This window comes from Aromatoleum bremense (genome assembly GCF_017894365.1).
Taxonomy (GTDB): domain Bacteria; phylum Pseudomonadota; class Gammaproteobacteria; order Burkholderiales; family Rhodocyclaceae; genus Aromatoleum; species Aromatoleum bremense.
Genome location: NZ_CP059467.1, coordinates 2,164,337 through 2,183,603, shown reverse-complemented (window position 1 = coordinate 2,183,603; position 19,267 = coordinate 2,164,337). Strand labels below are relative to the sequence as shown.

Annotated in this window: 19 protein-coding genes; 5 read left to right on the top strand and 14 right to left on the bottom strand. The window is 66.0% G+C overall.

Translation table 11 applies throughout. The features are described from left to right. Positions 1–82: 82 nt before the first annotated feature. The 10 genes from pbN1_RS10250 to pbN1_RS10205 form a co-directional block, all read right to left on the bottom strand. Positions 83–919, bottom strand: a complete 837-nt coding sequence (locus pbN1_RS10250; RefSeq protein ID WP_244857237.1) for a transposase — start codon at positions 917–919, stop codon at positions 83–85. A 133-nt stretch (positions 920–1,052) separates the two neighbouring features. Beyond that, positions 1,053–2,093 (bottom strand): porin, encoded by a 1,041-nt coding sequence (locus pbN1_RS10245; RefSeq protein ID WP_169202484.1) that lies wholly within the window; start codon positions 2,091–2,093, stop codon positions 1,053–1,055. Between the two features lie 840 nt (positions 2,094–2,933). Further along, the gene (locus pbN1_RS10240) at positions 2,934–3,575 is read right to left on the bottom strand and encodes a hypothetical protein (protein WP_169202483.1); all 642 of its coding nucleotides are present in this window, start codon (positions 3,573–3,575) and stop codon (positions 2,934–2,936) included. A gap of 14 nt (positions 3,576–3,589) precedes the next feature. After that, the gene (locus tag pbN1_RS10235) at positions 3,590–3,955 is read right to left on the bottom strand and encodes a hypothetical protein (protein ID WP_169202482.1); all 366 of its coding nucleotides are present in this window, start codon (positions 3,953–3,955) and stop codon (positions 3,590–3,592) included. A 2-nt stretch (positions 3,956–3,957) separates the two neighbouring features. After that, positions 3,958–4,494 carry a hypothetical protein gene (locus tag pbN1_RS10230; protein ID WP_169202481.1) on the bottom strand — a complete coding sequence of 179 codons (537 nt, stop codon included), beginning with the start codon at positions 4,492–4,494 and terminating at the stop codon, positions 3,958–3,960. Further along, positions 4,484–6,583, bottom strand: coding sequence for a DUF927 domain-containing protein (locus tag pbN1_RS10225; protein ID WP_244857236.1), 2,100 nt, complete (start codon positions 6,581–6,583; stop codon positions 4,484–4,486). The genes pbN1_RS10230 and pbN1_RS10225 overlap by 11 nt, the downstream gene beginning before the upstream one ends. Then, a complete protein-coding gene (locus tag pbN1_RS10220) occupies positions 6,573–7,463 on the bottom strand; it encodes a toprim domain-containing protein (protein WP_169202480.1) in 891 nt (296 codons plus the stop codon). Before pbN1_RS10220 ends, pbN1_RS10225 begins: the two co-directional genes overlap by 11 nt. Continuing rightward, positions 7,460–7,738 carry a hypothetical protein gene (locus tag pbN1_RS10215; RefSeq protein ID WP_169202479.1) on the bottom strand — a complete coding sequence of 93 codons (279 nt, stop codon included), beginning with the start codon at positions 7,736–7,738 and terminating at the stop codon, positions 7,460–7,462. The genes pbN1_RS10220 and pbN1_RS10215 overlap by 4 nt, the downstream gene beginning before the upstream one ends. 661 nt (positions 7,739–8,399) lie before the next feature. Next, positions 8,400–9,662, bottom strand: a complete 1,263-nt coding sequence (locus pbN1_RS10210; RefSeq protein WP_169202478.1) for a tyrosine-type recombinase/integrase — start codon at positions 9,660–9,662, stop codon at positions 8,400–8,402. 173 nt (positions 9,663–9,835) lie between these two features. Next, the gene (locus pbN1_RS10205; RefSeq protein WP_169202477.1) at positions 9,836–10,702 is read right to left on the bottom strand and encodes a YicC/YloC family endoribonuclease; all 867 of its coding nucleotides are present in this window, start codon (positions 10,700–10,702) and stop codon (positions 9,836–9,838) included. A 92-nt stretch (positions 10,703–10,794) separates the two neighbouring features. On the opposite strand from pbN1_RS10205, the gene pbN1_RS10200 reads away from it, so the two are divergent. From pbN1_RS10200 to hemW, 5 genes are read left to right on the top strand one after another with little or no spacing between them, the layout of a single operon-like run. Next, positions 10,795–11,742, top strand: coding sequence for a serine/threonine protein kinase (locus pbN1_RS10200; protein WP_169202476.1), 948 nt, complete (start codon positions 10,795–10,797; stop codon positions 11,740–11,742). 10 nt (positions 11,743–11,752) lie between these two features. Beyond that, on the top strand, positions 11,753–12,670 hold the full coding sequence (locus pbN1_RS10195; RefSeq protein ID WP_169202475.1) for a PP2C family protein-serine/threonine phosphatase: 918 nt from the start codon (positions 11,753–11,755) through the stop codon (positions 12,668–12,670). 9 nt (positions 12,671–12,679) lie between these two features. Next, a complete protein-coding gene (gene rph, locus pbN1_RS10190) occupies positions 12,680–13,399 on the top strand; it encodes a ribonuclease PH (protein ID WP_169202474.1) in 720 nt (239 codons plus the stop codon). 4 nt (positions 13,400–13,403) lie between these two features. After that, on the top strand, positions 13,404–14,000 hold the full coding sequence (gene rdgB / locus pbN1_RS10185) for an RdgB/HAM1 family non-canonical purine NTP pyrophosphatase (RefSeq protein ID WP_169202473.1): 597 nt from the start codon (positions 13,404–13,406) through the stop codon (positions 13,998–14,000). Continuing rightward, the gene (hemW, locus tag pbN1_RS10180; RefSeq protein WP_169202472.1) at positions 13,997–15,220 is read left to right on the top strand and encodes a radical SAM family heme chaperone HemW; all 1,224 of its coding nucleotides are present in this window, start codon (positions 13,997–13,999) and stop codon (positions 15,218–15,220) included. The genes rdgB and hemW overlap by 4 nt, the downstream gene beginning before the upstream one ends. A gap of 35 nt (positions 15,221–15,255) precedes the next feature. Here the strand turns inward: hemW and pbN1_RS10175 are convergent, their stop codons facing one another. The 4 genes from pbN1_RS10175 to pbN1_RS10160 all read right to left on the bottom strand — a co-directional run bounded on the left by pbN1_RS10175 (position 15,256) and on the right by pbN1_RS10160 (position 19,230). Further along, positions 15,256–15,678: a hypothetical protein gene (locus pbN1_RS10175; protein ID WP_169202471.1), complete on the bottom strand. Its 423-nt coding sequence runs from the start codon at positions 15,676–15,678 to the stop codon at positions 15,256–15,258. Positions 15,679–15,692: 14 nt separating this feature from the next. Continuing rightward, positions 15,693–17,525 carry a signal peptide peptidase SppA gene (sppA, locus tag pbN1_RS10170; protein WP_169202470.1) on the bottom strand — a complete coding sequence of 611 codons (1,833 nt, stop codon included), beginning with the start codon at positions 17,523–17,525 and terminating at the stop codon, positions 15,693–15,695. Positions 17,526–17,557: 32 nt separating this feature from the next. Next, positions 17,558–18,337 (bottom strand): tRNA (guanosine(46)-N7)-methyltransferase TrmB, encoded by a 780-nt coding sequence (gene trmB, locus pbN1_RS10165; protein ID WP_211161441.1) that lies wholly within the window; start codon positions 18,335–18,337, stop codon positions 17,558–17,560. Positions 18,338–18,444: 107 nt separating this feature from the next. Continuing rightward, positions 18,445–19,230: a thiazole synthase gene (locus tag pbN1_RS10160; protein ID WP_011237141.1), complete on the bottom strand. Its 786-nt coding sequence runs from the start codon at positions 19,228–19,230 to the stop codon at positions 18,445–18,447. Positions 19,231–19,267 lie beyond the last annotated feature (37 nt).

Sequence of the window (19,267 nt, the reverse complement as noted above, 5' to 3'; positions counted from 1 at the left end):
AAGTCTCTCAGAGGGGCCATAGGGTCGAGAGGGGCCATAGGGTCAACAGAGGGACCATAGGGTCAGGTCTTGCAATGCAAGATCACCTCTTCCCGGAATTTTCATGGCTTCGCACCATTCTGCTCACGGTGGAGTAGTGCACGCCAAAATGCTCTGCGATCGCCGCCATCGTATGCTGGCCCGACAGGTACGCACGGGCCATCGCTTCGCGGCGCCCATAGCGCGACTCAAAATCCGTCAGCGGCTGAGGCGCCCCCCGCCTTTGCGCACGCGGGATTTCATCCAGTGACGGCCTCTGCTCCAGTTGCGTATGCATCTGGGCCACAAAAGCTTCCGAGCCCAAGTAAATCTGCCCGCGCAACTGCGTCCATATACTCGGCAGCCGCGCACCCTGGTGCACGAACTGAACGTACTTGCGAATCGCGCTGACACGCCGCCGTCCGAATTGCGCGAGTACCCAGTCGGTCCGCAGCCACTCGGGCGCCGGCGCCAACCCGCACGTGGAAAGGTAGCTGCTCCATCGCCAGCTTTCGGGTTCCCTGACCATCCCGGCGCGCAGCGGGTTCAGCACCACGTACCGCGCGAGTTCGAGCAGGTAGCTGTCACGCTCGACCAGAATAGCCTTGTATCGGCCCTGGAACACATGTCCTACCCGCCCATGCAAGCGATTGAATCGTTGCGTATAAACGCCATTGAGTTGGCGCATCCCCGCGGCGAGATTCGCCTCCGGCGTCTCAATCACCAGATGGTAGTGATTGGTCATCTGGCACCAGGCGTGGCACACCCAGTTGAAGCGCTTGCACACCTGCCCCAGCACCGCCAGCCAGATTTCCCGGTCCTCCTCCGACAGGTAAATATCATCCCTGCCATCGCCGCGCGAGGTGACGTGGTAAAGACCTCCGGAGAGTTCGAGTCTCAAGGGACGTGCCATGGCAGCACTATGACAGAGGAGGATGCGCTATTGCAAGACCTGACCCCAGATCTGTGCACAGATCCGTGCGGCTCTATCGAAAAACGGGCGCCAGGGCGCCCATCCGGGGTGGCAGTCGGCGTCAGAACGTGTGGCGCAGGCCGGCGACGAAGTTGTCGCTGTCTTCGCCCGTGATCTTGCTGCCGTCGACCGTATTGCTAGCGAGGTTGGTCTGGCTCGTCAGGCTGCCGTTGTCGTTGCGCAGGAAGCCGGTATACAGCGTGGTGCGCTTGGACATCGGGTAAGTGTAGGCCAGCACCCAGGACTTGACGTCGTAGTCGCTGCCCTGGTCGGCGTCGAGCTTACCCCAGGCGACATGGACCTTGCCGGTGCCGGCGGGGACGACGGCGCCGATCTGGAAGAGCTTGTCGGTGTTGCCTGCTTTGCCGATGACGTCCTTGACTTGCTGGTAGGAGCCGAGCACTTTCACCACGCCGAAGTCATAGGCGGCACCGAGCATCCATTCCTTCTGGTCCTTGCGGTCGTCGCCGCCTTCGATCTGCTGGAAGGTCAGGCCGGCGGCGAGCGGGCCGCCCTTGTATTCGAGGCCGAGGCCGAGCTTGTCGTTGCTGCGGCGGTCGTCGTCCTGGTTCGTCTCGTTGAAGCTGTAGATGGCGTTCACGCTCAGGCCGCCGAAGCTGGGCGACTTGTAATTGATCGAATTGTCGAAGCGCGAGCCGCTGCCGGCGTCGATCGTCGACTTGGCCGCCTTGGCGAGCTGGATCTGCGGGCTGAGCGCGCTGGAGCCGGCGGTGGCGTCGTATTTGTTCACGAAATAACCGGGCGCGTACTGGCGACCGAAGCCGAGGAAGCCGAGGCCGCCCTGCAGGCCGACGAACTGCTGGCGCGCGCCGCTGGTGCCGACGCCTTCGTTCTTGTCAAGATTCAGCGCGTATTCGAGGACAAACAGCGCCTTCAGGCCGTTGCCGAGGTCTTCACTGCCCTTGAAGCCCAGGCGCGAGCCCGACAGGCCGCCGCTGTTGACCCCGGTGAAGGTGTTGTCGTCATACTTGCCGTAGCCGAAGTAGGTGTCGGCGACGCCATACACGGTGACGTTGGACTGCGCCAGCAGCGGCGTGGAAACGGCGCCCGCGAGCGCCAGGGCGATGAACTTGGCCTTCATGGTTTCTCCTTGGTCGGATGAAAGGAACGAAATCAGGAAGAGCAGTTTCGCAACACCGTGTTACATAGTTGCTACAGCCGGGCCGCCTTCGTCCTGCCCCGTTGAAAACGGGTGCCTGGACGCCGGCCCACACACATGGGGTCACACACACATGGCACACACATGGGTCCACACATGGGGTCAGGTCTTGCAATACAACACTTCCTTTCCAGGAGTTCTCATAGCTTCGCAAAGCTTTCCGAGCTCATATGACGTACTGCTACCGGAAATCATAAAGCCCGCTAACAGCGCGGGCTTTATCGATTATTGCGACGTGCTGCGACCCCGCAACCTCATTCAATTGCACCTGAATATTGAGTTAGCCGTGAAACCCGCGCCGCTACTGGGCTTCTCTCAATGTGGATCAGTGGTGGGTACACGCATGGGTGCACACATTTTCACGTCTTGAGTCCATAGGCCAGATTGTGCCAAGCAGCGCGCACGGATACCGGGTGTTCGTGGAAACCGATGTGGTAACCGCGACCATGGAAACCCGCTTTGCATGCGTACCTCTTTGCGTAACTGCTTAGCTGCGTACCCTGGTCTTCGTGGTAACCACCTTGGTAAACAGTTCCGCGCCGTGCCGGCGTGCCGGTTCGCGTCCTCGGCTATTTCAGGTTAGCGCTCTCACGATTGATACCGGTCGGTTTCCCAGCTTGAAGCGCCGGACTTTCAGCCCTCCCCCCGTCGCAGCGCGCGTCCCGCCGGGCTTGCTCTTGCGCCTGTAGCGCCCGCCCCAGCGCCCGCAGTTGATCGCGCCAGCCGCCCTTGAAAGCGTTGCGCGATACCTGCGCCTTGCCTTCAGCGGTTCGCGGTCCCGTCGATTGTTCCCACGGTCGCCATTGCCGGATCAGTTCGGATTGTCGCGCCCGGCGCTCGGGTGTCCAGCCGTTGCCCATTCTCGACCTCGAATAGTTTGCTTTGCTCGGTTTCGTTTTCCCGCGCGCACGATCCCGCGACGGTTCCGTTGTTGATCTGCTGCGGCCCCGTCGTGACGTTCGCCTGTTTGGCGAAGATCATCGGCGGATTCTTGATCGTCGCCAGGGTTTCCAGCGTTGCCCGGCTCTGCGATTGCGCACGCAGTGCCAGCCGCATGAAGGCTTCGATGTTCGGCGTGTGCCCTTGCTCCATCGCCCGTTCGGAGAGCCGCACGAACAGCGTTTGAAGCGCCGTCGCCTGAGCCGCAAGCATCTGTTCGGCGTGGGTCATGTCGCCCTGATTGACCGCCTCGCCGCGATCTTTCAGCAGCCGGATCATGGCAGGGGTATCGAGTTGATCCTTGAGGCCCGGTTGCTCGCACGCCGACACGATGCGAAACGCGCCCACTTCGGGCGCGATGATCGCCTGAGCATAGTTGCGGTGTGTCACCTCGGGGTCGTCGTCGGCTCGGCAATGGATCGCCTTCCTCGGCTTCGGGGTTGGTGGCGTTTTCTTCCTGGTCATGGCGTCGTCCTCGATCAGTGCAGCCGATTCAACTCGGTCGCATCCTTCGCCAGGATCGCATCAGGCAGGCCCATCGCTGCCGCATCGGCCCTGAGCACATCCATGTGCTGCTGCACCTCGTCTGCGGGGATGCCCAGCTTCGCCGCCAGCGCATCGGGGCTGTAGAACCTCTGGCCGTCGTCGTCGCACGCGCACGGCTCAGGGATCAGGCCCATGTCCTTCGCCATCGCGGACATTTCATCCACGAACCACGAAGGCGCGGTGTGCACCACCATCAACCACAGCCGCCGCGTGATCGGGTGATCGTCACCCAGGCCAGCAGCGGTAGCGTGGTACTGCGCCATCAGCGCGGAGAACTCAGGGGGGAAGGTCTTTTGCATGGTCAGTCCTCGAAGGTCTTGTAGCTGGCGCAGCTCGCGCCCTGGTCGTCGGGTAGCTTGCGCAGCGGGTGATGCAGTCCATACGCGGCAGGAAGATCGTCACGCCCGCCGCCGCAGTAGCCCGCCGACAGGCCCGGCCTCTTGCGGTGTCGGCAAGTCGAGCAGCCCCGCGCCGTCGTTTCCGTGCGTACCTCGTTGCGTACTTGCGTGCGTACTTCGGCCAGCGGTTCAGCCGCCACAGCATCGGGATAGGCCACCAGTGCCTCGGCATGGTCGGCAGCGGGCGCGAACCACACTTCAAGCGGCTCGCGGTCGGCGTAGTGCAGCAGCCAGCGCGCTGCCCGGATGGGCGGCGCGGTGTCGCTCGGCAGCGTTTCGCTGGAATCGCCCCCGCCTTTGCCTTTTTCTGCCGTTCCAGCCGTTCCAGCCGTTCCGCCCAGTGTTTGCAAGGGATTTGCTGGAACGTCTGCGGGAACGTCTGCCGTTCCAGCCGTTCCAGCGGCCCGTTCCAGTCTGGCGAGCAGGTCATCAAGCCCCATTGCCCACCCCATGCAGCGCGTCGGCACGGACGGGATAGACGCGTACCTTGCGCCCGCCGACGTTCTCTGTTTTCGAGCGTTCGCCCGTCGCGCTCGCTTTGGGGATCACGCCGCAGGATTCCAGCACGTCGAGCGCCCGCTTGAAGTCGAAGCCCTTCAGCGCCTCGCGCAGCCCGTCCGCATTGAACAGGTACAGCCGCCCGCCCGCATCGTCAGGCTTCCACCAGCCCGCCCGGTCACGGATCGCCGCGCCGTCTGCCGTCCAGTCGGAGAACCGGCTATCCCCATGCCGTTCGAGGAATCCGGCCAGCTTGTCGAGGATTTGCCGCCGCTCGTCGTTGCCGCCGCCGCGCATGGCTCGCCACGCCTGGAACCCGATCACCGCAGCGTCGAGCGCCGCCTGTTCCGGCCAGCCGGTGATGCCGTACTCGGTCGCCAGTTCGCCCGCCAGCGCCAGCAGTGCAAAGCGGGATGCCGCTCGCTTGTCCTGCCCTTCGGCCTCTGGCGGATTGAAGGCAGGCAGCGCCTTGAAGCGTTCGAGCCGCCCGGCCATGTCGCGCTCGTCGTGCGTCAGCCGTTCGAGGAACGCCCGCCCGGCCCGGCCATGATGTTGAGTCGCCGCCCGCTTGATCGCATCCGACAGCGCGGTGCCGGTTGCCATGCCGTGCAGTTCATCGAAGCAGCCGAAGCGCCGCGCCGCAGGAATGTCGAGCAGCCGCACAGCCTGCCCGGCCTTCGTGCGTTGCCCGCCTTCCATCATCGTCGTGCCGATGGTGCGCTCGCCCGTCGACACGATGAACGCCTGCCACCGGGTCACGGATCGCGCCGCGCCCGTTCGGCTCGCCCGCTGCTTCCCGCGCCCGTTGCCCAGGCTGTAGACGATTGCGCCCACCTCGCGGGGATCGCATTCGCTGATTTCGTCTAGCGCCAGCAGGCAGTCATTGAGCAGCGCCGCCGCGCCCTCCATCCCGTTCGCGGTCGCCCGCCAGCTCCGCCGATACCCAGGCCCGCCCCACACGGAACACGCGGCTTCCAGAATCGTCGTCTTGCCGGTCGAGGAATCGCCCACGAAATGCAACCCGCCGCCCTCGGTATTGGTGCGCTTGAGCAGCGGCCCGGCGAACGCCGCCGACAGCGCCAGCAGGAACAGGGGATTCTCCACCGCCCGCGCCGCGATCTCGGCTTGCCACCCGTCGAGCGTTCCGGCCTGCCCATGCTCGTCGTGCGAGCGTTCGCCGCTCTGGAAGATCACGCCCGCCGCGTTCGGCCCGATCACCGCATCAGGCAGCACGAACACACTGCCGCACCATCCGACTTGCAGCGCGCACCGGATGCGCTTTTTCGGCGTGCGCTCTTGCAGGTAGCGCGCTAGGTTCTGGCGTGCAAACGGATCAAGTTCCAGCCCCATCGCCAGCAGTTCGCCGCGCAGGTCGGAACCGTCGCCCTTCAGCAGTTCCATCGGCATCGCCCACGAACGCCAGCGGCCCGCCGTGTTCTTGAAGCGGAGCAGCCGCCCGAAGTTGTTTTCTCCGCCGTCGAAGGTCTGCGCCTCGATATGCAGCGGCCCGCATACCCAGGTGTCGACGGGAACCGGCATTTCCTCCTTCTTCGGCTTGCTCATGCCGTGCAGCCACACGCCCGGCCTCAGCCTTCGCCCGGTGTCGAGCAGCGTCCAGTCGTCATACACCTTGAAGCAGGGGCGTTCATCCTCTGGCACGGACGGAACCGCCGTTTCCTCGGTGTCGCCACCCTCGCCAGCGGTCGCGGCCTCGATCAGATCGGCCAGCGCCGGAACGCCTGGAACGTCTGCCGTTCCGCCTGCCGTTCCGCTAGAACCCGCGCCGTTATTGGGCGGAACGTCTGGAACGTCTGGAACGTCGCCAAACGGATGAAGCAATGCGCAATCAGCCTCAGCGCCCTCAGCCGCCCCCAGGCCAGAAACATTTTTCAGCGAGCTATTGAGTTCACGTTCTTCACGTTCTGCCGTTCCGGCCAGTATTGGCGCGGGGTTCGCCTCGATCAGCGGAACGTCTGCCACGTCTGCGCCGAAAAGATCAGCGGTCGCGGTATCGAGCAGGTCATTCGCCATGACGCGCCCCTTTCCGACGGATCGCCGCCAAGTCGTTGAAGTCGGAACCCGCCACGCCCTCGGGGAACTCGGGAACGATCAGCTTCGCCCCGGTCGCCTTCGCCGCAGCGGTTGCATACGTCACGCCCGGATTGCCTTCGGTCTGGCGGTCGTTGTCCGCGCAGATCACCAGTTCAGCACCAGCCCAGGCGGAACGCGCCGCCGTCGCCACTGGCAGCAGGCTGCCCGCGTTCATCGCGCACAGCACCGGGTGCCCGGTTTCTTCGTGCAGCGTTGCGCCGGTCGCCCATCCCTCGCAGATCACGATGATTGCCGGGTTGGTGAAGTCGCCAATCGGAGAGAACAGGCCACCGGCCCGGCCCGGCTTGAACCGCTTGCCGCCGTCCGCCTGGATGCGCTGCACGTTCCACAGCAGCCCAAAAGCATCGAACAGAGGAACGATCAGCAGCCCGCCACGCTGGCGCAGGTTGTGCGGCTTCACGCCCTTCCTGGTCAGGTACGGGTGCGCTGGGTCAGCCGGTGCCGCAGCATCCCATTCGGCCCGCGCCTCGATAGCCCGCGCCTCGTGTTCCGCCCGCCGCTCGGCTTGCGCCTTGATCTTCGCCGCCTCGATCAGCTTGGCGAACGCCTCGCGCTCGGTGTCGCTCATGCGCTTGCCGTCCGCCACCCACGTCGAGCGCAGCCCGGTTTTCCAGTTGCCGAACACGCCCGCCGCCCGGCCATCCAGATGCAGCGAATACCAGCCGTTGAGCGTGCCGCGCCGGTCGCCCTCGACGTGAAAGCGATGCAGCAGCCCGTCCGCCTCGATCACCGCAGGCGGAACGATTCGGCTTTCGTGCATCGCATCGCGGAAGGCTTCGATGATGTCGCGCGCGTTCACAGCCACACCTCCGCGAGCAGCAGCGCCGCCACCGCCGCGAGGATCAGCAGCGCCACCAGATCAGCGCTGATCGCGCCGCCGCCCCTGCGCCGCCAGGTGCGCTTTTGCTGGCGCTTCATGCGCGCAGGCTTGCCGAGCGCGTACCAGCCCGCTACCGGGTCAGGGTTGGTAGAATTCCCGGAGTCAGTTGTTTGTCGGCCTGCATCCCTCGGGGTGTGGGCCGCTTCTTTTTGGACGTGCGCATCCCCGCCGCGCATGTGGCGTTTGGTTGTCATGGTCGCGCCTCCCTATGCTCGAATGTCGGCAAGCGCCGCGCGCAGATCACCGACACGCCACGCGGTAACGCGGTCGGAGAGCTTTACAGGTGCGGGGAGGGTTCCGGCTTTGGCTCGCCGCCATGCAGTCGCAGGCGAGCAGGCGAAGAGGCCACAGACGACTGGCAGGCGCACATGCGCAGCGTCGGGAAGTGCATCGAAGTTTTGGAGCGCGCCAGGGACGTGCGCGCGGGGGGCGGCAGGACTGCCAGCGGTAGAAGTGTTGCGGGTCTTGCGGGTGCGAGGGTGTCGTCGCTCTGGCTCGGGGTCGGGATCGCCGCCGCCGTCATCATCGCTCGCGGCGTCCGGTGCAGTAGGTACAGCCGTTTTTCCGCCAACGTTTTCGCCGCCGGTCAGGTTGGTTTCGTTGCGGATGTGAGTCCCGGAGTTCAGGAGGCCATGGCAAAAAGACGGTAGCGAACGGCATCTATTACCGATCACGGATTGAAGTGGCGCGAGAAAGGCATCACGGGTCGTAGTGAGTAACAGCATCGTTTGCTTCCAGGGTAAGAATTTGAAATCGAATACCGTATCAACAGCACTCAAGGCGTATTGTAACGGTCGCCTCAGCCCATACAGCAAAAAATAATCCACATGTTTCGCACAGACTTACCCACAGGCATCACCCCTTCCCACCGGCCCGCTTCTCGTGGATCGGGATCACGTCCGCGCCGCCTTGCTCCAACTGCCCGATCAGCGCCGCCCACTGGTTCAGCGCACCCTTTCGTTCCTCGAAGTAGTCATATCGGTCATACCGGCCTTCCACGCCCTTCAGCTTGTGGTTCAGCACCTTCTCGGCAACGTGGGGAGGCACACCCAGCCCAGCAAGGTGCGTCCGCGCCGTGCGCCGCAGATCGTGAATCGTGAAGGGGTCGAGTCCGTGCTTCACCTTGGAGAGCGCGACATTCAGCGTGTTCTCATGGATGTGGGGAATCATCCGGTGCTGCATCTTGCGAGCAGGAAACACATATGCAGAACCGCAGGCCAGCCGGTGAAGGTCGCGCAGCCATCCGACAGCCACCGTAGGCAGGGGGATCGAGATTGCCGCCCCGGTCTTGGTGCGTTCGGCTGGCAGGTGCCACACAGCCGCGTCCAGGTCGAACTCGTCCCAGCGCGCCGCCGTTAGTTCCTGCTTCCGCACGGCGAGCAACAGCAAGAGCTTCACCGCCAGTTCGTTTTCCACTGAAAACCCCTTGGCGCTGCGCATCGCCTCGAAGAATGCGACCAGTTCCGACCTCGACAGCGCCCGGTCGCGCGCATCTTCCTTGCCGCCAGCGTCCGCCAGATCGAACGCCCCGGCGGGGTTGTACTCACACAGGTGCCGCTTGATCGCGTAGTCGAACATGCGCCGCACCCAGCGCAGCACGTCGTTTGCAATGGTCGGTGCGCCACGCTTCACGACAGTCTGCAACATGGCGTCTATGTCGGCAGGACGTACTGATTCCACCTTCATCTTGCCGATAGCTGGCTTGATGTCCTTTTCGATCCTGCTGCGCACAATGTTGGGGTGCTTCCATCGTCCGGCAATCATCCGCTGAAAGTAGTCGTCAGCCAGATCAGCAACCGTCACCTTGCGCGCCTCGGCTTCGATCTTGGCGACAGCTTCGGCCTTGCGCTCCTGCTTCTGCCCTGCCACGTCGTGACCGAGTGCGGCCTGAGCCGACAGCCGCTTCGCCTCCTTGCGTGCGTCCGCCAGTGACAGATTGGTGTAGTTGCCGATCACCATGACGCGCTGCTTGCCCATGAGGCGATACCGGAACAGCCAGGACGGCACCGCATCCGCAGCGCGGAAACGCAGGTACAGCCCGCCACCATCCCCTCGCCCCTCGAAGCGGTCGCCGGCCTTGATCCAGTTGCGAATTTGAACGTCCGTCAGCTTGCTCATGTCATCACCTCGTGTGTACCCAACTTTTCGGCCATTACCAGCTTTGGGTGCACGTTTGGGTACACGCCTAGACCGCGATTCCATGATATGACGTGATGCGCTCAGATACAACAAAGCCCGCTAACTGCGCGGGCCTTATTGGTTTTTGCGACGGGATGAAGCTATGCGAAACGCTACTCGATGTTCTGCACCTGCTCCCGCATCTGCTCGATCAGCACTTTCATTTCCATCGCGATGCCGGTGACGTCGGTGGCGGCGGATTTCGAGGCCAGGGTGTTTGCTTCGCGGTTCAGCTCCTGCATCAGGAAGTCGAGCCGTTTTCCCGCGGCGCCGCCCGCGGCGAGGATGCGTTCGACTTCGTCGAGATGCGTACTGAGGCGCGACAGCTCCTCGGCGACGTCGATGCGCTGCGCGAACAGCGCGACTTCCTGGCGGATGCGGTCCTCGTCGAGCGCGGCGACCGCGTCGCGCAGCCGCGTCGCGAGGCGCTCCTGGTATTCGGCGACGATCACCGGCACGCGAGGCTCGGCCTGAGCGACCAGTTCGCGCAGGCGGGCGAGCCTCTCGCGGATCATCGCGGCGAGCTTGTCGCCTTCGCGCCGGCGCGTCGCGGCGAGCTCGTCGAGCGCGGCCTGTGCGAGTTCCATCAGCGCCGGCTGCAGCTGCTCGAAGCTCACGCCGTCGTCGGCGAGCATGCCGGGCCAGCGCAGCACTTCATTGACGGACAGGCACCCGGCCTGCGGCAGGCGTTCGCGCACGAGCTGTTCGGCGTCGCGCAGCTGGTCGAGCAGCGCGGTGTTCAGGGCGAGTTTGCGCGGGGCGGCGCCGTTCGTCTGCAGGTTGAGACGGCATTCGACCTTGCCGCGCGTGAGTTTCGCCGTGATCCGCTCGCGCAGCGCCGGCTCGGCCTGGCGCAGCTCGTCGCCGATGCGGAAAAACAGATCGAGATAGCGCGAATTGACGCTGCGCAGTTCGATATGCAGGCTCACCGGCCCAAGGTCCCGCGTCTGCGCAGCGAAACCGGTCATGCTGTGGATCATGAAGTGTCTCCGGGAACCTGCCGCGATCCTTTACACTGCAGGCCCAATCAAGAAAATCCCGCGGAAAGCCGACTCCGGCTCTCCCCCTGTCGATGCCGCCTCAAGCCAACTGCCCTCTGCCATCCGGCTTCCAGCTGGACCAGTACCAAATAGAGCGGCAGCTTTCCGTCGGCGGTTTTTCGATTGTCTATCTCGCCCGTGATCGCCACGGCACGGCGGTCGCGATCAAGGAATACCTGCCGAATTCTCTCGCGCTGCGCAAGGACGGCGAGTTCGAACCGCAGGTCACGGAAGAGAACCGGCCGGCCTTCCGCTACGGTATGAAATGCTTCTTCGAGGAAGGCCGTTCGCTCGCGAAGCTGATGCATCCGAACGTCGTCCGGGTGCTCAATTTTTTTCGCGCCAACGGCACAGTGTACATGGTGATGCAGTTCGAGCGCGGCCGCACGCTGCACGACTATATCCACAAACACCGCGACGGGGTGCGCGAGGCCTTCATCCGGGCGGTCTTCGCGCGCATGCTCAACGGCCTGCGCGAAGTCCACTCGCACAAGCTGCTGCACCTCGACATCAAGCCGTCGAACGTTTATCTACGGAACGACGGCACGCCGGTGCTGCTCGACTTCGGCGCCGCGCGCCAGACCTTGCTGACCGGCCAGGTGATGCTCAAACCGATGTATACGCCCGGCTTCGCGTCCCCCGAGCAGTTCACGAACCGCGACGCGCTGGGGCCGTGGAGCGATATCTACAGTGTTGGCGCGAGCCTGTACGCATGCATCGCCGGCACCGCGCCGCCGCGCTCGGACGAGCGCAGCCGGCGCGACACTTTCGTCCCGGCGACCAGGGCGTATGCCACGCGCTATTCGGCGCAGTTGCTGCAGACGATCGACTGGTGCCTGAAACTTGATCCGCTCGAGCGGCCCCAGAGCGTCTATTCGCTGCAAAAGACGCTGATGCAAAGGGGCGACGACGACACGGTCCCGGCCGGCCTGTTCGGCGACCTGGGCACGCGCATCAAATCCTTTATCGGTCGCACTTGAGAGGCGCGCGATGAAATTCACGATTTATCAGGAAAGCCGCATCGGCCGGCGCAAAAGCAACCAGGACCGCCTCGCATACTGTTACTCGCGCGACGCGCTGCTGATGGTGATCGCCGACGGCATGGGCGGACACCTGCATGGCGACATTGCCGCGCATCTGGCCGTGCAGTTCATCACCAAAGCGTTCCAGCGCGAAGCGACACCGACGCTTGCCGAGCCGGCGCGCTTCCTGTCGCGCGTGCTGATGAACGCACACGGCGCGATCGTCGACTACGCGTTCGACAAAGACCTCGACGACGCGCCGCGCACGACGGTCGTCGCCTGCGTGGTCCAGGACGGCCTCGCGCACTGGGCGCATGCCGGCGACTCGCGCCTCTACCTGCTGCGACACGGGCGCATCGCCGCACAGACGCGCGACCATTCGCGCGTGCAGCTGCTGATGGACCAGGGCCTGCTCGACGCCGAAGCAGCCGCGCACCATCCGGAACGCAATCGCATCTACAGCTGTCTCGGCGGCACGCGGGCGCCGCAGGTCGAACTGTCGATGCCGATGCCGCTGCGCGACAAAGACATCCTCGCGCTATGCACCGATGGCGTGTGGGGCCCGGTACGCGACCAGGGCGTCGTCGACGGGCTCGCCGGAACCAATGTCATGCACGCCGTGCCGAAGCTGCTGGACCGCGCCGAGCAGCTCGCCGGCCCGGGCTGCGACAACCTGTCGATGATCGCGATGTACTGGCACGACGAGAGCGGCGCGGCGCACGACGACATGGAATCGACGCAGACGAGGGCGCTCGACCGGGTCACGACGCAGCTCAACGTCTTCGGACACGCGCGCGCACCGACCGCCGCCGGCGACATCAGCGACGACGAGATCGAGAAAGCGATCGCCGAAATCAACCACGCCATTCACAAGTACAGCAGATAGGAATCCTTCATGCGTCCCAGCCAACGCCGCCCCGACCAGCTGCGCGCGGTCACGATCACCCGCAACTTCACCTGCCACGCCGAAGGCTCGGTGCTCGTCGAATTCGGCGCCACGCGCGTGCTGTGCACCGCCAGCGTCGAGGACACCGTGCCGCCGTTCCTGCGCGGCCGCGGCCAGGGCTGGCTGACCGCCGAATACGGCATGCTGCCGCGCGCGACCCACACGCGCAGCGCGCGCGAGGCGGCCAAGGGCAAGCAGAGCGGGCGCACGCAGGAAATCCAGCGCCTGATCGGCCGCAGCCTGCGCGCAGTCGTCGATCTCAGCGCGCTCGGCGAACGCCAGATCGTCATCGACTGCGACGTGCTGCAGGCCGACGGCGGCACCCGCACCGCCGCGATCACCGGCGCCTGCGTCGCGGTCCACGACGCGTTCCGCAAACTCGTCGCCGCGGGCAAGCTGCCGCACAGCCCGCTGCGCGAGTTCGTCGCCGCGGTGTCGGTCGGCGTGTTCCAGGGCGTGCCGGTGCTCGATCTCGACTATGCCGAGGATTCGGGCTGCGATACCGACATGAACGTCGTCATGACGGGCGCGGGGGGGTTCGTCGAAGTGCAGGGCACCGCTGAAGGCGCGACGTTCTCGCGCGCCGAGCTCAACGCGCTGCTGGAGCTTGCCGAGTCCGGTATCCGCCGGCTCGTCGAAGTGCAGAAAGCGGCGATCGACCGGAACTGAAATCATGACGACCCGACTCGTTCTCGCCAGCAACAACGCCAAGAAGGCCGTCGAGATGACGACGCTGCTCGCGCCGCTCGGCATCGAGGTGCTGCCGCAGTCGGCGTTCGACATTCCGGAAGCCGACGAGCCGCACCCGACATTCGTCGAGAACGCGCTCGCGAAGGCGCGACACGCTGCCGCGTTGAGCGGGCTGCCGGCAATCGCCGACGACTCCGGGCTGTGCGTCGCGGCGCTCGGTGGAGCGCCGGGCGTGCAGTCGGCGCGCTTCGCCGGCGAGCCGAAGTCCGACGCGCGCAACAACGCGCTGCTCATCGAGCGGCTCGCGGGCAGCCCCGACCGGCGCGCATTCTTCTATTCTGTCGTGGTACTGGTGCGCCATGCCGACGATCCGCGGCCGGTGATCGCCGACGGCGAGTGGCACGGCACGATCCTCTACGCGCCGCGCGGCGCCAACGGCTTCGGCTACGATCCGCTGTTCTTCGTCCCCGAGCTCGCCCAGACTGCCGCCGAGCTCGACGCGCAGCTGAAGAACACGCTCAGCCACCGCGGCGCGGCGATGCGCCACCTGCTGTCCCGCCTGTCCACCGAACCGCTGTGACCCGACATCGCATCATCCCCCTCGCGCCCGCCCCGGCCACTCCAGGCCTACTGCCGGAGCGAGCACAACTGACGGCGTCGCCGCCGCTCGCGCTGTACGTGCATTACCCGTGGTGCGTGAAAAAATGCCCGTACTGCGACTTCAACTCGCATGCGTCGCGCGGCGGCCCCGGCGACATCCCGGAGCAGGCCTACATCGACACGCTGCTCGCCGACATCGAGACCGCGTTGCCGCAGGTGTGGGGACGGCGCGTGCTGTCGGTGTTCATCGGCGGCGGTACGCCAAGCCTGATGTCGGCGGCGGCGCTCGACCGCCTGCTGACCGGCGTGCGCATGCTGCTGCCGCTCGACCCGCTCGCCGAAATCACGCTCGAAGCCAATCCCGGTACCGTCGAGGCGGGCCGCTTCCGCGATTACCGCGCTGCCGGCGTGAACCGCCTGTCGCTCGGCATCCAGAGCTTCGACGACGCGCAGCTCGTGCGCCTCGGGCGCATCCACGACGGGCGGGAAGCGCGCGTCGCGATCGACACCGCGCTGGCGAACTTCGATCGCGTGAACCTCGACCTGATGTACGCGCTGCCGGAGCAGACGCTTGAGCAGGCGCTCGCCGACCTCGACACCGCGCTCACGACCGGCGCGACCCATCTGTCGTGCTACCAGCTGACGCTCGAGCCGAACACGCCATTCCACCACGCCCCACCGCCGCTGCCCGATACCGACATCGCGGCCGACATGCAGGATGCGATCGAAGCGCGGCTCGCCGGCGCGGGATTCCACCACTACGAGACGTCGGCGTTCGCCCGGCCCGGCGAGGAATGTCGCCACAACCTGAACTACTGGACGTTCGGCGACTACCTCGGCGTCGGCGCGGGGGCGCACGGCAAGCTGTCGAGCTTCGAGGGCATCGTGCGCGAGATGCGCCACAAGCATCCCGGGCGCTACCTCGACGCGGCGAAGAGCCGCGAGTTCGTGCAGGAACGCCGCCCGGTCGGCGTCGTCGAACTGCCGTTCGAATTCATGATGAACGCGCTGCGCCTGAGCGGCGGCGTCCCGCGCCGGCTGTTCGCCGAGCGCACCGGCCTGCCGCTCGCGGCGATCGAAGCCGAACTGAAGACGGCACGCGAGCAAGGCCTGGTCGAGGTCACGCCGGACGTCATCCGCCCGACCGAACGCGGCCGGCATTTCCTCAACGACCTGCTGACGCTGTTCCTGCGCGACTGAGCGGGTCCAGCGGGAGCGGGCCGTGCACAGCGGCGTCAGGCCGGGCGGCACTCCGTCGCGAGCGGCCGGTCCTCGCGCGAATCGAGCAGCATGCTCTTCCACGGCAGGTCGATCCACACCAGTCCCGCGTCGCGCGCCTCGAAGCGGGGCAAGCCCGACGACGACGCGTCGCGCCGCAGATCGAACGAGCGGCCGGCCCAACCCAGTTCGAGACGATTCGCGTCGTGCAAGTCGCGGCTGACGCGCACCTTCACGCCGAGCTCGCAATCGTAGTCGCCGCTCGCGAGCTCGAAATACAGCTGCTGATTCGGCCCGACGCCTGCTGCCGGGGTCAGGTCCAGCACGCCGGGCGTGTCGCGTGTTCCGGCACACGCGGCGAGCAGCAACGGCAACAGCAGGGCAACCAGGGCGCGGCGCGGCGACAGCACGGCAACGCGGTGCAAATCGGGAGTGGACATGGGATCGTCCTCGGCTAGAGCGCTTCGCAAAGGCAATGCGTGTAGAGGTGGCGCGGGTCATTCCAGCGTAGCAGCTCGCCGGCATCCTGCTGCAAACCGTCGATGACGACGGCGAGCGGCGACGTGGAAAGGCCGGAAAGACCGGGGGCCGGCACCACCGCGGCGACGAAGCGCTGCAGAAGTCGCTGGCCGGGGCCGACGTCCGCTCTCAGCCAGACCGTCTCGTAGCGCTTCAAGCCGGCGCGAGTCGCTGCCGCGGCGACCGCGGCCTCCAGGCCGCCGAGCTGGTCGACGAGCCCGAGCTTGGTGGCCGCCTCGCCGGTCCAGACGCGTCCGCGCGCGACGGTGTCGACCTCGGCGGCGCTCATGTCGCGCGCCTTGGCGACGGTTTCGAGGAAGCGCCGGTAACCGTGTTCGATGCCGAGCTGGATCGTCTTCGCCGCCGTCGGTTCGAGCGGGCGACGCGGATCGAAGGCGCCGGCGAGAGGACCGGTCGCGACCCCGTCTGTATTCACGCCGAGCTTGTCGAGCGCTCCGGCGAGCTCCGGGAACAGCGCGAAAATGCCGATCGACCCGGTCAGCGAGGCGGGGCTCGCAAAAATCTCTTCGGCCCCGGTCGCGATCCAGTAACCGCCGGACGCGGCGACCGAACTCATCGACGCGACAACCGGCTTGCCCGCCTCGCGCGTCAGTTCGAGCTCGCGCCGGATCACTTCCGACGCCCACGCGCTGCCGCCGGGGCTGTCGACGCGCAGCACCAGCGCCTTCACCCGCTCGTCCTCGCGCGCCGTGCGGATCAGGTGCGCGAGGCTGTCGCCGCCGACCGCCGACTGCGTGTCGCTGCCGTCGATGATCGCCCCCTGCGCGACCAGCACCGCGACGTGCTCGTCCCGGCCCGGGCGCGCGGCGCGCACCACGGCGAGATAGTCGTCTGCCTCCACGCGGCGGAAATCCTTGCCGTCCTCGCTTGCGCCGACGCGCGCCTTGAGCAGGTCGCGCCACTCGTCGCGCGTGCTCGCACGATCGATCAGGCCGGCATCGCGCGCCGCCCGCACCGCATCGCCACCGGTTGCCGCGAGCGCGGCGGGGTAAGCGCTGACGTAGGCGTCGAGCTTCTCGGGCGCGAGGCGGCGACTCGCGATGAGATCCTCGCGCACGCTGGTCCACAGCCCTTCGAGCAGATCGCGCGACGCTTCGCGGTCCGCTTCCGACATGTCGTTGCGCGTGAAAGGCTCGCTGAACGCCTTGTATTCGCCGACGCGAAACACGTGCATCCTGACGCCGAGCTTGTCGAGCGCCCCGGCGAAATAGCTGATATAGCGTGCGAGCCCTTGCAGCAGCACGAAGCCGTCGGGCCCGACATGGACTTCGTCGGCGACGCTGGCGAGGTAGTACTGCCCCTGCGTGAAGCGTTCGCCGCGGGCGAACACCGGCTTTCCGCTCTGGCGGAAGGCGACGATCGCGGCGCGCAGTTCGGCGAGTTTCGACAGGCCGGTCGGGCCGAGACGGTCGGTCTCGATGACGAGCGCTTTGATCCGCCTGTCGTCGCGCGCCGCCCCCACCGCTTCGAGCAGATCGTGCAGCACGGTTTGGGAAGGCGCGACGCCGCCATTGCGCAGCAAACCGAGCGGGGTCTCGAACGTTGTCTGCTCGACGAGCGGACCGGCCGGGCGCAGCACCAGCGCCGCGCCGTCCGGCACCGCCGGCAGCGCGCGCCACAGCAGCACCACGACAAAGGCGAGCAACAGCAGGAATACCGCGTTGAGGACCACGCGTCGCAGCACGTCGAGCGTGCGCCAGAATCCTGCGAGAACCGCGCCGAGAAAGCCAAAGATGCGTTTCACCATCGTTCAGATCTCCCGTTCGACGCGTGCTTCGCTCAGCCGCGCCGCCTGAACACCAGGTCCCACACGCCGTGCCCGAGCTTCAGGCCGCGGTTTTCGAATTTCGTCAGGGGGCGGTAGGCGGGACGCGGGGCGTAGCCATCGGCAGTATTCTCCAGCGCCGGCTCGGCGGCGAGCACTTCGAGCATCCATTGAGCGTATTCCTCCCAGTCGGTCGCGCAGTGCAGGTAAGCGCCGGGCGCGAGCCGGGATGCGATCAGCGCGACGAAGTCGGGCTGGATGATGCGCCGCTTGTGATGACGCTTCTTGTGCCACGGGTCGGGAAAGAACACATGGACACCGGCCAGCGCCCGCTCGGGGATCATGTCGCGCAGCACTTCGACCGCGTCATGCTGGACGATCCGCACGTTGTCGAGCACGCCTTCGGCGATCAGCTTGCACAGGCTGCCGACTCCCGGCCCGTGCACTTCGATCGCGAGGAAATCCTTGTCGGGCAGCGCAGCGGCGATTTTCGCGGTCGTCTCGCCCATGCCGAAACCGATTTCGACGATTTTCGGCGCCGCACGTCCGAACGCCGCGTCGAGATCGAGCGGCGCGACGCGGTAGGGAATGCCGACTTTCGGCAGCGTCTCGTCGAGGTGGCGCTGCTGCGCGACCGACATGCGTCCCTGGCGCAGCACGAAGCTGCGGATCGAGCGGCTCGAAAAACGCGCTTCCGGGTCGCCCGGCACAGGGGCTTCCGCGGCCGGGAGCGCTTCGTCCGGAGCTGCGGATGGATGCCCGGTTTCCGGCGGGTTGTGGGAGGGAAAAGTCATCGTCGGGGATCGTAACGTCGTGCGAATCCATACCGGCGCGCGTGCCGGCACGGCGAAAAGGGTCGACGCGCGCGGTCCAGCTTGCAGGCGGCGCGCGCGACGTTCGTTCAGGAACCGATCAGACCGCTCGTCGGCGAGCTCGGATCGGCCGAATAATGCTTGCGCGGCATGCGTCCGGCAAGAAACGCCTCGCGCCCGGCCTCGACCGCCTTCTTCATCGCCGACGCCATCAGCACGGGGTCCTTCGCGTGCGCGATCGCAGTATTCATCAGCACGCCGTCGCAGCCGAGCTCCATCGCGATCGCCGCGTCGGATGCGGTACCGACGCCGGCATCGACGAGGACCGGCACGTTCGCCTGGTCGATGATCAGCCGCAGGTTCCACGGATTCAGGATGCCCATGCCGGAGCCGATCAGGGACGCCAGCGGCATCACCGCGACACAGCCGATGTCCTCGAGCATCTTCGCCTGGATCGGGTCGTCGGCGCAGTACACCATCACCTGGAAACCGTCCTTGACGAGGGTTTCGGCCGCCTTCAGCGTCTCAGGCATGTTCGGAAACAGGCTCACCGGGTCGCCGAGCACTTCGAGCTTGACCAGCGCGTGACCATCGAGCAGCTCGCGCGCGAGCCGCAGCGTGCGCACCGCGTCGTCCGCGGTGTAGCAGCCGGCCGTGTTCGGCAGGATCGTGAAGCGCTCGGGCGGCAGCACGTCGAGCAGGTTCGGCTCATCGGCGTTCTGGCCGATGTTCGTGCGGCGGATCGCGACGGTGACGATCTCGGCGCCGCTCGCATCGATCGCGGCGCGCGTCTCGGCGAAATCCTTGTATTTTCCGGTGCCCACCAGCAAACGGGAGCGGTAGGACTTGCCTGCGATCGTCAGGGAGTCGTTCATGTTCGGCCTGTAGGAATCGGGTTGATGAAGGCGCGGC

Bases quoted from the DNA above. Each gene is read 5' to 3' on its own strand.
- pbN1_RS10245 (WP_169202484.1), bottom strand. From the start codon at position 2,093: ATGAAGGCCAAGTTCATCGCCCTGGCGCTCGCGGGCGCCGTTTCCACG.
- pbN1_RS10240 (WP_169202483.1), bottom strand. From the start codon at position 3,575: ATGACCAGGAAGAAAACGCCACCAACCCCGAAGCCGAGGAAGGCGATC.
- pbN1_RS10235 (WP_169202482.1), bottom strand. From the start codon at position 3,955: ATGCAAAAGACCTTCCCCCCTGAGTTCTCCGCGCTGATGGCGCAGTAC.
- pbN1_RS10230 (WP_169202481.1), bottom strand. From the start codon at position 4,494: ATGGGGCTTGATGACCTGCTCGCCAGACTGGAACGGGCCGCTGGAACG.
- pbN1_RS10225 (WP_244857236.1), bottom strand. From the start codon at position 6,583: ATGGCGAATGACCTGCTCGATACCGCGACCGCTGATCTTTTCGGCGCA.
- pbN1_RS10215 (WP_169202479.1), bottom strand. From the start codon at position 7,738: ATGACAACCAAACGCCACATGCGCGGCGGGGATGCGCACGTCCAAAAA.
- pbN1_RS10210 (WP_169202478.1), bottom strand. From the start codon at position 9,662: ATGAGCAAGCTGACGGACGTTCAAATTCGCAACTGGATCAAGGCCGGC.
- pbN1_RS10205 (WP_169202477.1), bottom strand. From the start codon at position 10,702: ATGATCCACAGCATGACCGGTTTCGCTGCGCAGACGCGGGACCTTGGG.
- pbN1_RS10200 (WP_169202476.1), top strand. From the start codon at position 10,795: ATGCCGCCTCAAGCCAACTGCCCTCTGCCATCCGGCTTCCAGCTGGAC.
- pbN1_RS10195 (WP_169202475.1), top strand. From the start codon at position 11,753: ATGAAATTCACGATTTATCAGGAAAGCCGCATCGGCCGGCGCAAAAGC.
- rph (WP_169202474.1), top strand. From the start codon at position 12,680: ATGCGTCCCAGCCAACGCCGCCCCGACCAGCTGCGCGCGGTCACGATC.
- rdgB (WP_169202473.1), top strand. From the start codon at position 13,404: ATGACGACCCGACTCGTTCTCGCCAGCAACAACGCCAAGAAGGCCGTC.
- pbN1_RS10175 (WP_169202471.1), bottom strand. From the start codon at position 15,678: ATGTCCACTCCCGATTTGCACCGCGTTGCCGTGCTGTCGCCGCGCCGC.
- sppA (WP_169202470.1), bottom strand. From the start codon at position 17,525: ATGGTGAAACGCATCTTTGGCTTTCTCGGCGCGGTTCTCGCAGGATTC.
- trmB (WP_211161441.1), bottom strand. From the start codon at position 18,337: ATGACTTTTCCCTCCCACAACCCGCCGGAAACCGGGCATCCATCCGCA.
- pbN1_RS10160 (WP_011237141.1), bottom strand. From the start codon at position 19,230: ATGAACGACTCCCTGACGATCGCAGGCAAGTCCTACCGCTCCCGTTTG.